Annotated in this window: 8 protein-coding genes; 7 read left to right on the top strand and 1 reads right to left on the bottom strand. The window is 59.9% G+C overall.

The features are described from left to right. The first annotated feature begins 8 nt into the window (after positions 1-8). The 7 genes from ACWUI2_RS01820 to ACWUI2_RS01790 are packed head-to-tail and all read left to right on the top strand — an operon-like array spanning position 9 to position 12,622. Entirely contained in the window at positions 9-689 is a 681-nt protein-coding gene (locus ACWUI2_RS01820) for a prepilin-type N-terminal cleavage/methylation domain-containing protein (RefSeq protein WP_486981153.1), read from the top strand. Between the two features lie 29 nt (positions 690-718). After that, complete coding sequence (locus ACWUI2_RS01815) at positions 719-3,631, top strand: hypothetical protein (RefSeq protein WP_486981152.1); 2,913 nt, start codon at positions 719-721, stop codon at positions 3,629-3,631. 2 nt (positions 3,632-3,633) lie between these two features. Next, positions 3,634-4,548, top strand: coding sequence for an amidohydrolase family protein (locus ACWUI2_RS01810; protein WP_486981151.1), 915 nt, complete (start codon positions 3,634-3,636; stop codon positions 4,546-4,548). Positions 4,549-4,559: 11 nt separating this feature from the next. Further along, positions 4,560-6,323 (top strand): hypothetical protein, encoded by a 1,764-nt coding sequence (locus ACWUI2_RS01805; RefSeq protein ID WP_486981150.1) that lies wholly within the window; start codon positions 4,560-4,562, stop codon positions 6,321-6,323. After that, positions 6,314-9,052 (top strand): extracellular solute-binding protein, encoded by a 2,739-nt coding sequence (locus ACWUI2_RS01800; protein WP_486981149.1) that lies wholly within the window; start codon positions 6,314-6,316, stop codon positions 9,050-9,052. The genes ACWUI2_RS01805 and ACWUI2_RS01800 overlap by 10 nt, the downstream gene beginning before the upstream one ends. A gap of 6 nt (positions 9,053-9,058) precedes the next feature. Continuing rightward, positions 9,059-10,924, top strand: coding sequence for a carbohydrate ABC transporter permease (locus tag ACWUI2_RS01795; protein WP_486981148.1), 1,866 nt, complete (start codon positions 9,059-9,061; stop codon positions 10,922-10,924). 45 nt (positions 10,925-10,969) lie between these two features. Further along, positions 10,970-12,622 carry an amidohydrolase family protein gene (locus ACWUI2_RS01790; protein WP_486981147.1) on the top strand — a complete coding sequence of 551 codons (1,653 nt, stop codon included), beginning with the start codon at positions 10,970-10,972 and terminating at the stop codon, positions 12,620-12,622. A gap of 9 nt (positions 12,623-12,631) precedes the next feature. On the opposite strand, the gene ACWUI2_RS01785 is transcribed toward ACWUI2_RS01790, so the two are convergent. Further along, positions 12,632-13,732, bottom strand: coding sequence for a substrate-binding domain-containing protein (locus ACWUI2_RS01785; RefSeq protein WP_486981146.1), 1,101 nt, complete (start codon positions 13,730-13,732; stop codon positions 12,632-12,634). Between the last annotated feature and the right edge of the window lie 98 nt (positions 13,733-13,830).

Here is a 13,830-nt window from a genome sequence, read left to right as displayed (position 1 = left end):
AACAGCATATGAGAAACACCCGTAATCGCAGAGGCTTTACCCTTATCGAACTCCTGACGGTTATTGCGATCATCGGCATTCTTGCCGCTATCCTGATTCCGGTAGTCGGCCGGGTTCGCGATGCGGCCCGCAGTTCCACTTGCCAGAGTAATCTCCGGCAGTTCGGTGTCGCCATCGCTCTTTACACGAATGACCATCATGATCGCTTTCCAGTGGGACATCGTTCCGACCCCCGGGCGGAGAACAGTTGGGCCAATGCCTGGGTTCAGACTCTGCAGCCCTATATGGACATCGACCCGATCGATCCGACCCAACGCATTTTCGCCCAGCAGTCGGGGTGTCCGGTCGGGCAGGGAGAACACATCAATTACGCGATTTCCAATATGCTGACCTGGGCCGATAACACTCCGGCAAGCAGTCGCCTCGATACTCCGACCCGTAACATGATGATGATTGATTTCTGGGGGCGGTCGGTGGCCCGGCACTCGGATTGGCGCGCGTTGGACCAGATGAATCGGAGTCATCCTCCTTCCTCCCTCGGTTTCAATTTCTGGCATAGCGATCAAGTGAACATCCTGTTCGCCGATGGACACGTTCAGAGTGCCAATTGGGAACGGATGAATCGGGTCGGGATCGATCCGATGGATGCCTTCTGGGGGGACGATTACAACGGCGTCTCCCGGTTCTAAAATCCTCTCCCACCCACCCATTCAAAACTATGACCCGCTTTAAGTCCTCCTTGTTTTTAGTGTTCCTTCTCGTCTCTCCTTGCCTGGCGCAGGCATCGGGGTTCACCGACAGCTTTGCTTCCGGCTCCCTGGATCCGGCCTGGAGCGTTCACTACGCGAACGCCGACAATTACTCGATCAGTTACGTCAACGCCACTTACTCGGTATCGGGCGGGCAGTTGGTGATCGAGGATGTGGTTTCGACTGCGAGTGGGGGTCACACCGCCGATTTCATCCTGAGGCGAACCGCGGGCGGTCTGAGCGATTTCGACGCGACTTTCGACTTCGAGTGGGACATGCGGCGCCCCGGCAGCGATAATATTGTGGAACACCGCAAAGCGATGCCTCGCATCCTGATCCGGCTTCTCGACGCGACCGGAGCCACGGTGGTGGAAGCCGGATTGGAAGATCGTGTCTATTCAGGCTCCACCGGCCCATTTGGGGATTTTGTCGCGGATACCGCGCTTCCGTCAAAAGCGGCGGGCTTCTTATACACGTATCGGGAGACAAATCCGGACCATATCGGCGCATCGGTTTTCAGGCTGGTCCGGGTCGATGGTGCCATTTCGATTTACCGCGGAGCTTCGGAGACTCCGGTTTTCACTGGCGAGGATGATCGCCAGATCGCCTCGGTCGAAATGGTTTTCGGGCAGCGGCACCTCAACGGGGCCCCGGACGCTTTCTTCGGCGAGGCCCGGGTCAACCAAGTCAGCATCACCGGAGCCGAAGGCCCTCCGCCGACGTATGCCGAGCTTTTCGACCTGATCAACCGGCGTTACGACATGAACAGTTTCGCCGACAATCCCTTGAGCAATGCGGTCGGTTGGGGCGCTGGAAACATCCTGATGGCCTACCTGGCGAAATTCGAGGCGACCGGCGATGTCCAATACCTCGGGATGATCAAGATTCACGCCGAGAAGATTTTCGCCAACCGGGCCGATCGGCTTGGCCTCATGGATGAGGTCCGCGGCAAATTCATGCCGGCCTGGACCAGCACGGCGTATTCCGATGGCCAACACCATGCCTGGTTGGTCCATGCGGGCAATTTCCTGTTTCCTGTCGTGCGGGCGGCTTATCTGATCAACCAGGATCCGGGTCTGCGCGAAGATTTCGGATACTTCGCCGACTGGGCCGTCGCCGAGGCGATCGAGGTGATGGAAGGCTTTGAAGCGGAGGACTGGTATAACGGTCCCGGAACGGGGGAAGGGCATTTCCGCGGACTTCCGGATCCGGCTCGAGTGAACGATCCGTTGCCCTATAATATGATGCACACCGCCGGGCGGACCTACGTCGCCCTTTGGCTCGCCACCGGCGAGGAACGGTTTCGCGAAAAGGCCGAACGCCTGGCAAGGTTCTGGCGCAATCGGATGAACACCCCTTCGAACCGCTTCACCTGGAGTTATTCCACCTATTTCCCGAACCGGATGGAGGACCTTTCGCACGGGGCGATCAGCGTCGATTTCGCCTTCCACGCGTTTCGCGCCGGAATCTTCTTCACGGAGGACGACATGGACCGTCTGATCGCCACCCTTCAACATACTGCCCAGGAAGGTTCCGGATTTTCTCTTTACGTCGACGGGACCGGCGACCTTAGCCAGTCGGACCAGGCCCACCGTTGGATGCATCTCGCCTTCCTCGATCCGGACCTGATCGACCTATATCATCCCTGGCTCCTGGCCAATTGGAACACGGCGGCCCCGCTGCAGATGGTGCATGCGACGGCTTACATGGAGGAAGTGTCAACGCTCGAGTTCGCGCCCGAGACGCCGCATCCGCCCTCGGGCCCGGCGACTCCGCCTCCCGCGCCCGGCCCCGGCTTGAACGAAACATTTGACCGGAACAGTCTCTTCAATCACTCCGACCGGGCGGGTCCCCAATGGTTTTCGACCGCCCATCCTTTGGCGTTGATCGGCGCCACCTATGCCGTTCAGGACGGTCAACTGGAGGTTTACGCGATCGACACCACCGCAAGCGGAAACTTCGTTCCCGACGTTCGATTCACCCGGCCGATCCGGCCGGTCTCCGGGGATTTTTCGCTCACCTATGATTTCGGCTGGGACATGCGCGCACCGGGCGACATCTTGACCGAAAATCGAAAAGCTGTACCCAGAATTCTGATCCGATTGCTCGACGCCGAGGGAAACACCGTGGCGGAAGCCGGACTCGAAGACCGGGTTTATTCGGGTGCGACCGATTCGTTTGGAAGATTGGTCGCGGGGGTCAACGTCACGTCCAAGACGGGCGGTTACAGTTATCCTTATTCCGTCTCGAACGCGGATGTCGCGGGCGATGCGTTTGTCCGGATCGAGCGGGAGGAGGGCACCCTTTCCTTTTATTTCGGAAGCAATCAACAGCCGGTTTTGACCGCCGCCAGCGCAGCTACAATCACCGATGTCGAATTGGTTTTTGGCCGAATGAACATTTCCTCCGTGGCGGACGAGTTTTTCGGACTCGGCATCGTGCGGGAAGTGAAAATGGATGTGCCCGGTCTCACCTTCGCCGCATGGCGGGAGGCGAATTTCGATCCGGGCGATTGGGGGGATCCAGAGGTCAGCGGGCCTCAAGCCGATCCTGGTGGTTTTGGTATCACCAACCTGGCCCGTTACGCTTTTGGCATGAGCGCCGCTTTCCCCGAGCGGGAACTCCTTCCGATGGGTGATACCGTATCCGTCGCGGGGGAATGTCGCCCGGCCTTTGCCTACAGTCGTATTGAGGCGACCGATCTCGAATATCGGATCGAAGTTTCCAGTGACCTGGTCGATTGGCGCAGTGCCGACGGAGAGATCGAGGTCCATTCGGTGACTTCCGCCGGGGAGGGGGAGCGGGTGGTGGTCCGGAGCATGACCTCCTGTGACGATCTGGACCGTCTCTTTTTCCGCCTGATCCTGGATTTGGCCGACTAGGCATGGCAGGGACAGGAGACGGAGGGGTGGTCGACGCCCATCAGCACGTTTTCTGGTGGAGTCGGGACGATGCCGGATTGGTGGCGGATATGGACCGCTACGGCATCGATCGAGCCTGGTTGCTGACTTGGGAGATCGCTCCGCCTGAGGATGATCCCTCGTATCATCCTTACCTGAATCCGGCCCGGATACGGCCCGACGGGACGCATCCCGGCATCCGGTTGAACGATCTTCTCCGGGCGAGGGACCGTTTTCCGGCGCGTTTCGAAGTCGGATATTGTCCGCACCCCCTGTATGGCAACGCTCCGGATCTGTTGCGCGCGGCGGCGGCGATGCATCGGGTCCGGATCTGCGGGGAATGGAAATTTCAGATTCTGATCGACGATCCGCGATCGGTGGAACTTTTTCGTGCCGCCGGCGAATTGAGGATGCCGGTGGTGCTGCACCTCGGTCCGCCGTTCCTGCCCGACATGGAAGGGAAGCAAGTGTATCAAAAACAATGGTACGGAGGAACGGTTGACAATTTGGAACGGGCCATGCGGGCTTGTCCCGACACCATCTTCGTTGGCCACGCTCCCGGGTTTTGGAGAGAAATCAGCGGGGATGCTTCGCGGGAACGGGCGAAGCAAGGAGAGGGACCTGTGGTCGAGGGGGGGCGGCTCTACCGGATGTTCGAGACGTATCCGAATCTTTATGGCGATCTTTCGGCCTTTTCCGGGTTGAACGCCTTGCGGCGGGACCCGGATCATGCCAAGAGCTTTTTGATTCGGTTTGCCTCCCGGCTTTTATTCGGGCGGGATCAATACGGAGGCGAACTTCTCGATTTTCTGGCGGGTTTGCAATTGCCCGACGAGGCCAGGAGTAGAATCTTCGGGGGGAACGCCCAGCGGTTGTTGGGGGAAGCGGGAGGTGGATGAAAAGGATGAGTATGAAAATCTGGCGATCTTTGACTTTGGCGTTCCTCGCCGGAGTGGGTGTTTCGTGGGGCGAGGAATCAGCCGTGGCGTTTATGGACATCAACGAGCAGGAAAAGATCTTTCGGTTCGGATTCTCTGAAACGGAGTCCCAACCCCTGGACACCTTGAGCCGCGGGGCTCCCGGCTACGCGGTGGTGGGGGTAAGCATGGGGTCGGAGACCTCCCCGGTCAATCACCTGGCACTGATCGTTCGGCCGCTGAACGGAGCGGAGCTGGGACATCGCCTGGAGGTGGGGAAGACGCGCTTGAAACAGCGGCAGGTGTTCCATGAGGTGCCGCGGGGGTATGTCGTGGTCGGAATCGAAGCGGCCGCGGCGGGACGCAATCTCCAGCATCTGACGCTGGAGGCGGCGAAACTCCCCGGGGGAGTGACCCTGGGAGAGCGGGTGCGCATCGGAGATTCCCGCAAGGAACCGTATCAAACCCAGAGCCTGGGGCCGGTCGCCTACCGGGAAGTGCCGAATGGCTATTACCTCACGGGTATCGGGGTGGCGACGCTCAGTGGGCTCGCCGGAGGCGATGGGATAACCCACATCGGATTGCAGCTCCAGCGTCTGGTGGTGCCCCTGGACCGGCAGGCCGAGGCCGCGCCGGGGACCCGAACGATTTATGTCTCCTCGTCGGAAGGCAACGATGAGATGGACGGCACCCATGCCCGTCCGGTCGCAACCTTGTGGCGGGCGAAGGAATTGGCGGACCAAGCGGGCGAGGCCAGTGCAATCCGGATCCTTCTGAAGGGAGGCGACACTTTTACTCCCCGCCGGACCATGCGAAACCAAGTGATGGATGAACGCAACCATCCCCGGGGCCAATTCGCCTTCCTCTGGGATATCGACAAACCGCTGCTCCTGTCGACCTATGGCAATACTGAAATGGCGACCATCGGTCCGGGAGGATACATGAGCGATGAGGCCCCCTCCCGGGCGATCGGCGTTTCGTCGCCGAGCACCCGGCAGGTTGTCATTGAAAATCTGGCCTTCCGCAGGTGGCAGGGAGAGGTCCTCTACACCTACGGGTACGAAGGGCGGGACGGGGAGGGGCTGGTGTTCCGCAACAATCTGATCCACGAGCAGGGAACCTACTTTTTTCCGGGAGAAACGGTTTCGATCGACGGGGAAAACACCCTGCCGCTTGAATCTGCCCGGAATCCGGGAGTGTATCCGAATGCCGAAGACATAAGCGCATTGCGCCCCCGCGACTGGCATCCGTTCTTCGTCGGGGGAACTGTTCAGATCCGCAACTCGCGCAACGTCATCCTGCGCAACAACATTTTCAAAGAGGTCCATGGGCACTTCTACAACGGAAACGACCCGCTCTTGATCGAAAACATGCACGTGCTCTACGTCGGCCGCGCCGCGAATTTGACGGTCGAACAGAACCTCCTGATGAACGCGAGCGGAAATCCCTTGAAGTTCGCCTATGAGCAGACCCGGAACGTCGACGTGCGGAACAACATGCTCCTCTACACCAGTCCTTCGCTCAATCTTGGCGTGGTCCAGACCGGATGGGTCCGGCTGAGTGGCGGCCGGGCGCACGACCGGGATTGGCCGTCCGACGTCCGGATCGACGGCAATTACTTCCTCCATCCCTATTGCTGGGCGGGCATCGAGGATTGCGGGCGCTCCCGCACCAGGAAGATGTCAATCAACCAACCCGGCGCCGAACCCGCGAGCCTGAAGTGGGGAACGAATATTTTTCGCTACGAATGGGAGTGATTCCGGTTCCCAGTTTGATTCGATTGGCTGCTTTGATGGCGATGCTGGTTTGGCTGGGAATGGCACACTTGGCCGCCGCCGATTCGCCCCCGGAGGAACCCGCCGTAGCGTTTCGGGCGCAAGGATTGCCGCACCCGAGCGACTCGAGCGTGACTGCCGTCGCTGCCCGGGCGGTTCTGCGGGCGTTTTACAACGAATATCCCCAGTATCAAATCGAAACCTTCTCCATGCCGGCGATGGGGACGGCGGCCGGAGATGGAGGGGTGTTGATGGCGATTGCCGCCGGGGTGGGACCGCACGCCATTTCGGTCAATTTCCGCCAATCCTCGACCTACATCGAGCGGGGTTTCTTGGAACCGATGGAGATCCTCCTGGCGCGGGTGTTGAGCGACGACCCGTCGGTGCGGCGCGTCAATTCGCAGGGGAGGTGGACGAATGATCCCGGCGAGCTGGAAATCGCCGAAGCGCTCGACCTTCTGAGAAGCCGTGTACCCGCCCCGGCCTGGCCGGTCATCTATCGGCCGAATTACGCGGTCGATTCCGATGAAAAGCATGTTTGGGCCTTGCCCCACACCAGCCTGGTGAGGGCGCTGCTTTACCGGAAGGATCTGTTCAGTCAGGCCGGTCTCGATCCGGAACGCCCCCCGCGGACCTGGGATGAACTTTTGGAATACGCCCGGGCACTCCGAGAGCCGGACGAGGGACGGACCGGGCTAATGCTGGCCTATTCCGCTTCCGTTCTTTTCAGTTTCCTCGCGTCGAATGGCGTCGAGATCATCCGTCAGGAAAACGGGGAGTGGCGGGCCGGTTATGCGACCCGGGAGGCGGCGGAGGCCTTCCATTTCGTCTGGCGTCTGATGCATGAGCCGTGGGAGCGGAATGGAAGAACCCTGCGAAACGCCGCCAGCCGGAATTTCGATTTACTGGAGTGGGAGCGGGGCCGGGTCGGAATGTATTTCGCCTACCTTGACGAGGAGATGATCGCCACCATCAACCCCCAACTGGTCGGAATCGCCCCGATGCCCGAGTCGCCCCGGGGAATTGCGGCGGGAGAGGTCAATGCGTGGATGCTCGGAGTCTTCAGTGATTCGACACCCGAGCAGCAGCTGGCGGTGATGCGGTATCTCTGGTTCCTGACCGGCGAGGAAGCGCAGCGGATCCGGACCCAGGTGTATGTCGGGAACGGATACGGACAATTTGTGAACCCGGACCTCCTGGAGCGGTTCGGTTATCACGACTTGCTGGCCCAAGTCCCGGAAGGCTGGAAGGAAACCTTCGAAGCGGCGATGGCCGCGGGCGTCCCGGAGCCGTATGGCCGCAACACCCAGAACATCTACCGCTACCTGGCCCGGCCGATTTACCGGGCGTTGGAATTGCCGATCGAACGGATGGAAAAGGAGGAGGCGCTCGCGGCCATCCAGGCGGTCCTGGAAGAATCGGCGGAAGAGGTGAACCGGAAAGTCCTCGGGCACGTGGAACCGGCGCAACGGCGCCTGCAACGGGTGGTGGCGGGCTTCGTGATGGCCGTCATCGCCGCCGGTTTCGCCGGGGGACTTTGGCATGTCTGGCGCTTCTTCTCGCTGGCTGCCGGACCGCCCGTCGGTGGACCGGGGCGGGCCCGTCTTCCGGGTTACGTGTTGCTGTTTCCCGCCTTGCTGCTGATCGTTCTTTGGCAATACCTCCCGCTGGGGGGCGGATTGGCGATCGCCGTGGCGGATTATCAACTGGTGCGCGACACCGTTTGGGTCGGAGTCGACAATTTCGCCACTGTCCTGTTCGACGAGCGGTTCTGGGCGGCGCTCGGGCGAACGTTTTATTTCGTCGCCTTGATGATCGGATTCGGATTCTGGCCGCCGATCCTGCTGGCGATCCTTTTGCAGGAAATACCGACCAACACCGCGAAATACGTTTACCGCACCATCTTTTATCTTCCGGCGGTTATCAGTGGAATCGTGGTGATGTTCTTGTGGAAGCAGTTTTATGACCCGGGCGAATCCGGAGCCTTGAACCAGTTGCTCCTGGCGTTGAACCGGTTGGATCCGTTTTCGGCGACGGCGGTGCGGCTCTTCGGGGCGGTCCTGTGGGTCTCGCTCATCGTATTGCTCCTGAGACTACCGCGAAAGGTGGAGGAGATGCCGGCGCTGTTGAAAGGAACCTTTTACCTTGCCGGCTCGACCTTGGCGATTCTTTCCGTGATCCCGCTGATCCGCCTGGGATCTGAAGAGGGGGTTATGACCTTGATCGGGTCGGCGGTCGGCCGATTCCGGAACGAGCCGCTCGGATGGATCCACGATCCCGCGTGGGCGATGCTCTGTGTGGTCATTCCAGTGATCTGGGCGGCTTCGGGACCCGCCTGCATCATCTATTTGGCGGCCTTGAAGACGGTGCCCGAAGAACTTTACGAGGCTGCTGAAATCGACGGGGCGGGCAACTGGCACAAGATATTTTATATCGTTCTGCCGAGATTGAAATTCATCATCGTCATTCAGTTTGTCGCGGCGGTGGTGGCGGCCTTCCGGGGGGGCGCCGAATACATCCTCGCCCTGACCGATGGGGGGCCGAACGACGCCACCACGATTCTTTCGCTGGAGATTCTATTCCGGACGTTTATGGATCTGCGGTTTGGCATCGGCACGGCGATGGCCTGGATCCTTGGGTTGTTGTTGATCGGGTTCACGGCCTGGCAACTGAAGATGTTGTCGCGGGCCGAGTTCCGGGCGGGAGGCTGAACCACCATGCCGATCATCTCACAATTACAGCGTCGGACATTGCGGGGAAAGCTTCTCATCGGGGCCATTTTCGCACTGCTTTCCGTCGGTGGGCTGACCATGATTTATCCCTTCGCCCTGATGCTCTCGGGCGCCTTGAGAAGTGAGCTCGATCAGGCCGATCTCGATTTGATTCCAGCGTTTCTTTACCGGGCCGACGTTTTGTACCAGAAGTATCTGGAAACAAAATACAACCAGGATGGAGCCGCGGTCAACCGGGCCCACCGCACCGATGTCTTCAGTTTCCGGGAGATTCAAAAACCGGAAGAAAACCCGGCTGCCGCGGCCGACCTGCGGGAATTCATCGGGGCGGAAATCCCGGAGCACTGGCAGGTGCTTGGCGGAACTCATGGGGTCCGGACGGTCCCGGAAAACCTCCGGTCGATCCGGCGTCACCTCGCCCGGGAATACGGTGGCGATCTCAATGCATTGGGACGCGACATGGGAGCCCCGATCGATGGCTGGAACACGTTGTTGATTCCGCCCCCGCAATGGCTCGGCCAGCGTTACAATATTCCGGACGGACCGTTGTTCGAGGCATACCGAACATTCGCGGAAGCGGCGGAGCCTGCCGAGCGGCAACTGGTGTCCCTCTCGGGACACTTTCTCGAGACGATCGTCTACCCGGTCTATGGCCGGACGGCCCCGGCGATTCTAAACCGGGAATTCGGATTGGAACTGGCGCGTGTATCCGATCTCCGGATTCCCGCCACTCTTCCGGCACAAGGGTCCGGTCGCTTCCGGGAGAGTTGGATCAGCTTCGTCCGGGAGAGCCTGAATTCCTCCTTTGTCATCCTGCCCGCCGAAGTCGAGGCGGATTATGAAGTCTTCCTTCGCCACCGTTACCAGACGATTGAGAGCTTGAACCGGGCCTGGAACACGGATTATTCCGCGTTCGATCGGATTCCGCTCCCCCGGGGAGAGTGGCTCGGAGGGGCGCGGCGCATCGATTATAGTGAATTCCTTCAAGGCCGTCCCCCGGAGGAGTATCAATTGACCGGACCGGAATTCGCCTGGGGGGAGTGGCTGGAGAACCGTTATGGCGAAATCGGGAAATTGAATCAGGTCCATGGGACGGCCTGGCGCGGTTTCGAAGAAGTCTCCATTCCGATGGCCGGACTGGAATGGGAATATGTGGAAGCCCATCGGGGTTCCTTGCGGGCGCGCTACGCTGTCCGAAATTTCATCAATGTCTTCGATGAGTTGTTTGTGCAGGGGCGGGTCTTTGTGAATACGGTCATCATGTGTTCGCTGGCGGTCGTGTCGGCGCTTTTGATCAATCCGTTGGCCGCCTACGCGATGTCGCGATTCCGGCTCCCAGGGACTTATAAGATTTTGTTGTTCCTGATGGCGACGATGGCGTTTCCCCCCATCATCACCCTGATCCCGACCTTCATTATTCTGCGGAACCTGGAACTTTTGAATACATTTGCCGCGCTGGTGCTTCCCACGATCGCGAATGGATACCTGATTTTTCTATTGAAAGGCTTCTTCGACTCGTTGCCCCGGGAGCTTTATGAGGCGGCCACGATCGACGGAGCGTCGGAGTTGCGGATTTTTTTCCAGATTACGATGTCTCTCAGCAAACCGATTCTCGCCGTGGTCGCTTTGCAGGCGTTCAACAGTGCGTATTTGATGTTTCTATACGCCCTGGTAGTCGCTCCCGATCCCGATATGTGGATCATCAACGTCTGGATTTATCAATGGCAACGGACCGCTTCGATGGGGGCGGTGATGGCATCTGTTTTGGTGGCCAGTATTCCGACACTGGTTATATTCTTGCTTGCACAAAACATCATCATGCGAGGGATCGTCGTGCCGGTGGAAAAGTGATGGCTCGGTTCTTTCGGAATTCACTCAAATTAATCTGAGACCAACATGAAACAATTGCCGGTTTATTTCGATGCGTTTGCGAAGATCGGGCCCCGGGCCAAGAAGCATGCGGCCCTGCCCTGGTCGCTCGAGCATCTGCAGCGCGAGATGGATCATTGCTCGATCTCGGGAGCGTTGGTGCAATCGACCCTTTCTGTGTATTACGACCCGATGTACGGGAACCGGCGGTTAAGCCGGGAGCTCCAAGGTGAGGAGCGCTTGTTTCCGGTTTGGAACCTGATGCCGGGTGCCTCCGGGGAGGTGCCGGGAGTGGGGGAGTTGGAAGTCATGATGGGGGACCATGACGTCCGGGCCGTCTCTCTGCATCCGAAGACCAACGGCTGGCGGTGGCAGGCGGATTATTCCCGGGCGCTCCTGGAGTGGCTCGAGGACAAAGGGATCCCGGTCCTGGTTCCCCGGGGGGAGTTCGGCGACTTTGGGGAGATCGAGGAATGGCTGGAACGCTTTCCAAACCACCCCCTGATCGTGACCGGATGCGATTGGATGGAGCAGCGGGAAGTGATTCCATTGCTCCGCCGGAGCCGGAATTTCCATATCACTCTGGAGGCGTTCCAGATTCACTACGGAGTGGAAATGTTCGAACGCGAAGGGTGTGTCGACCAGATCCTGTTCGGCTCCGGGGCACCCGCGATGTCGGCGGGGGCGGCCCGTTGTTTCTTCGATTACGCGGAAGTCTCGGCCGAGTCGGCGAAAGCGATGGCCGGGGGGAATCTGATTCGGTTGTTGAAAGGGCGGGGACCGGAGGAGGCGTATGAGAACCGGGAGGAAGACGCCTGCATGCGTGCCGCGCGAGAAGGAAAGCCTGTACCGGGCGGTTTCATCGACATGCATATGCACATTCTTCACGAAGGAATGAACGGGGCCGGGGAATCGCACCGGATGGAAAATGGGGGGCCGAAGGGGGTTTTCTCATTGCTCCAGCGGCTCGGTTGCGCAGGCGGAGGCTTTATGAGCTGGCTGGGACCGGTCAGTTGCGACTCGCTCGGAGGCAACGTCTGCGTCAAAGAGGCACTCGATGCCGGGCCGCCGGGATATTGGGGATTGGCGACCTTCGATCCGGTTCATTTGAGTCAACGGGAGTTGGAGTCGCGTGTGCCGGAGGTCTTTTCCGATGGCCGGTTTGTCGGCTTGAAGCCGTATGTCCGGTTCGGCGTAGAGTATCACGATCCCAAATACGACGTGGTCTGGGAATACGGCAATTGTCATGAACTGTATGGTTTGCTCCATCGGGTGCGGGGGGACTTCCAGGAAGTGGAGGCGTTGGCTGAACGTTTTCCCCGGATGCGTTGGGTGGTGGCCCATTGCGGAAAGGATTACCGGGCGGCTGATCTTGCCATTGAGGCGATTCGCCGTCACCGGAACATTTATGCGGAAATCACCCACACCGCGGTTCCCGGCGGAATCATCGATTATCTTGCCGCGGGCGCCGGAGCCGACCGGGTGCTTTACGGCAGCGATCTACCGATGCGTGACCCGAGACCTCAACTCGGATGGGTCCTCTTTTCCCGGTTGCCCCTGGAGGACAAGGTGAAGGTCTTGCGGGAAAACGCCCTGCGGGTGATCGAACCCCTCCGGAGACGTTTGCCGGAGCGGAGTTGGCCGCGGGTGAGCGCCGCGGACGGGACTGGGAAGAAGTGAAAGAATGTATCAAATCGGTGGTGACGGAGCAATCGACGCCAAGGTGCCCCCCGGAATGAGTTCGGGAAGAATCAGGGTATGCCGGGGGGGTAGGGGGCCGTCGGCGGCGAGTCTCATCACCAGGCGTGAAAGACGCTTGGCGAAGTAACGGCGACCGTAGTGGTAACGGGTGATTTCGGGCGAGAAGTAGTCGATGTAGGATTCGCTGTCGCGTGAGATCACGGATACATCCCGGGGAATGGAAATGCCGCGGGAGAGGAGGTGGCTGGTGACGGTCAGGGCGTGCAAAGAGCGGCAGACCAGGAAGCCGGTCACGGGACGGACCGTTTGCAGGTGGGAATCGAGTTTGCGGCAGATTCCTTCCCGGGTGGAATCATGGCGCAAAATGACCCCTTCGGCTCCGGACCGCGAACTCAGCTCAATGCCTTCGCGGAAGCCTCTTTCGCTGGCGGTGTTTCCCGCGATGTGAGCGTCCGGAATCACCAGGGCGATTCGGCGATGTCCCTGGGCGGAAAAAACGCCGACCGCGTGCCGGCAGACCGCCTGGTAGTCGATGCTGATCGATGGAATGCGGATCTCTTCGGCGGCCGGCCCGACGATCACGGTGGGGAGGCTCCGGTCGGCGAAGAAGCGTTGCACTTCGGTGGCGGGGGAGATCAGGACCCAGCAGGCTACCTGGGGATTGCGGAGGAACTCGTTGAGTTTGCGGTCGGGTTTCCGCTGGCCGAGCCGGAGGTCGGTGAAGATTTCGAGCCGGCGTCCGATCTTCTGAAGATTGCGGCGGAGTTCGTTGATGTAGAAAATCACCATTGGAGCCATCAACTGAACCTGTTCGTTGGCGACGATGGCGACCAAATCGCGGGAAACCTGCGGATTGGTTCCCGCGAAAGCATCGAGGATCCGTCGCTTCTTCCGGGCGTCGGCGGAGATGCTGCCTTCCTGGACCAGGATGGCGAGGGCGCTCCGAAGGGTGGAACGACTGACCTGGAGATGTTCGCAAAGACTGCGTTCGCCGGGGAGTGTTTCCTGCCACAAACCTTCTTGAATACCTTTTCGGACCGAGGCGACGGTCGCCAGGACGAGCGAGGAGCGCTGCGGCAAGTCGAGCATGAGCGGAGATTCTCAAATCGCCGGACCGGAAGTCAATGGCCGAGGTTCCGGTGCGGACGGACCGGCTTTGTCCCCCCACTCGGGAGAGTGCCGGGGGA

This window comes from Verruconatronum alginivorum (genome assembly GCF_056590205.1).
This window is presented reverse-complemented; position numbering and strand designations above follow the sequence as displayed.

What these genes read in the sequence shown, in the direction of transcription:
- ACWUI2_RS01790 (WP_486981147.1), top strand. Translation starts at nt 10,970, where the DNA reads ATGAAACAATTGCCGGTTTATTTCGATGCGTTTGCGAAGATCGGGCCC.
- ACWUI2_RS01815 (WP_486981152.1), top strand. Translation starts at nt 719, where the DNA reads ATGACCCGCTTTAAGTCCTCCTTGTTTTTAGTGTTCCTTCTCGTCTCT.
- ACWUI2_RS01800 (WP_486981149.1), top strand. Translation starts at nt 6,314, where the DNA reads ATGGGAGTGATTCCGGTTCCCAGTTTGATTCGATTGGCTGCTTTGATG.
- ACWUI2_RS01820 (WP_486981153.1), top strand. Translation starts at nt 9, where the DNA reads ATGAGAAACACCCGTAATCGCAGAGGCTTTACCCTTATCGAACTCCTG.
- ACWUI2_RS01810 (WP_486981151.1), top strand. Translation starts at nt 3,634, where the DNA reads ATGGCAGGGACAGGAGACGGAGGGGTGGTCGACGCCCATCAGCACGTT.
- ACWUI2_RS01805 (WP_486981150.1), top strand. Translation starts at nt 4,560, where the DNA reads ATGAAAATCTGGCGATCTTTGACTTTGGCGTTCCTCGCCGGAGTGGGT.
- ACWUI2_RS01795 (WP_486981148.1), top strand. Translation starts at nt 9,059, where the DNA reads ATGCCGATCATCTCACAATTACAGCGTCGGACATTGCGGGGAAAGCTT.
- ACWUI2_RS01785 (WP_486981146.1), bottom strand. Translation starts at nt 13,732, where the DNA reads ATGCTCGACTTGCCGCAGCGCTCCTCGCTCGTCCTGGCGACCGTCGCC.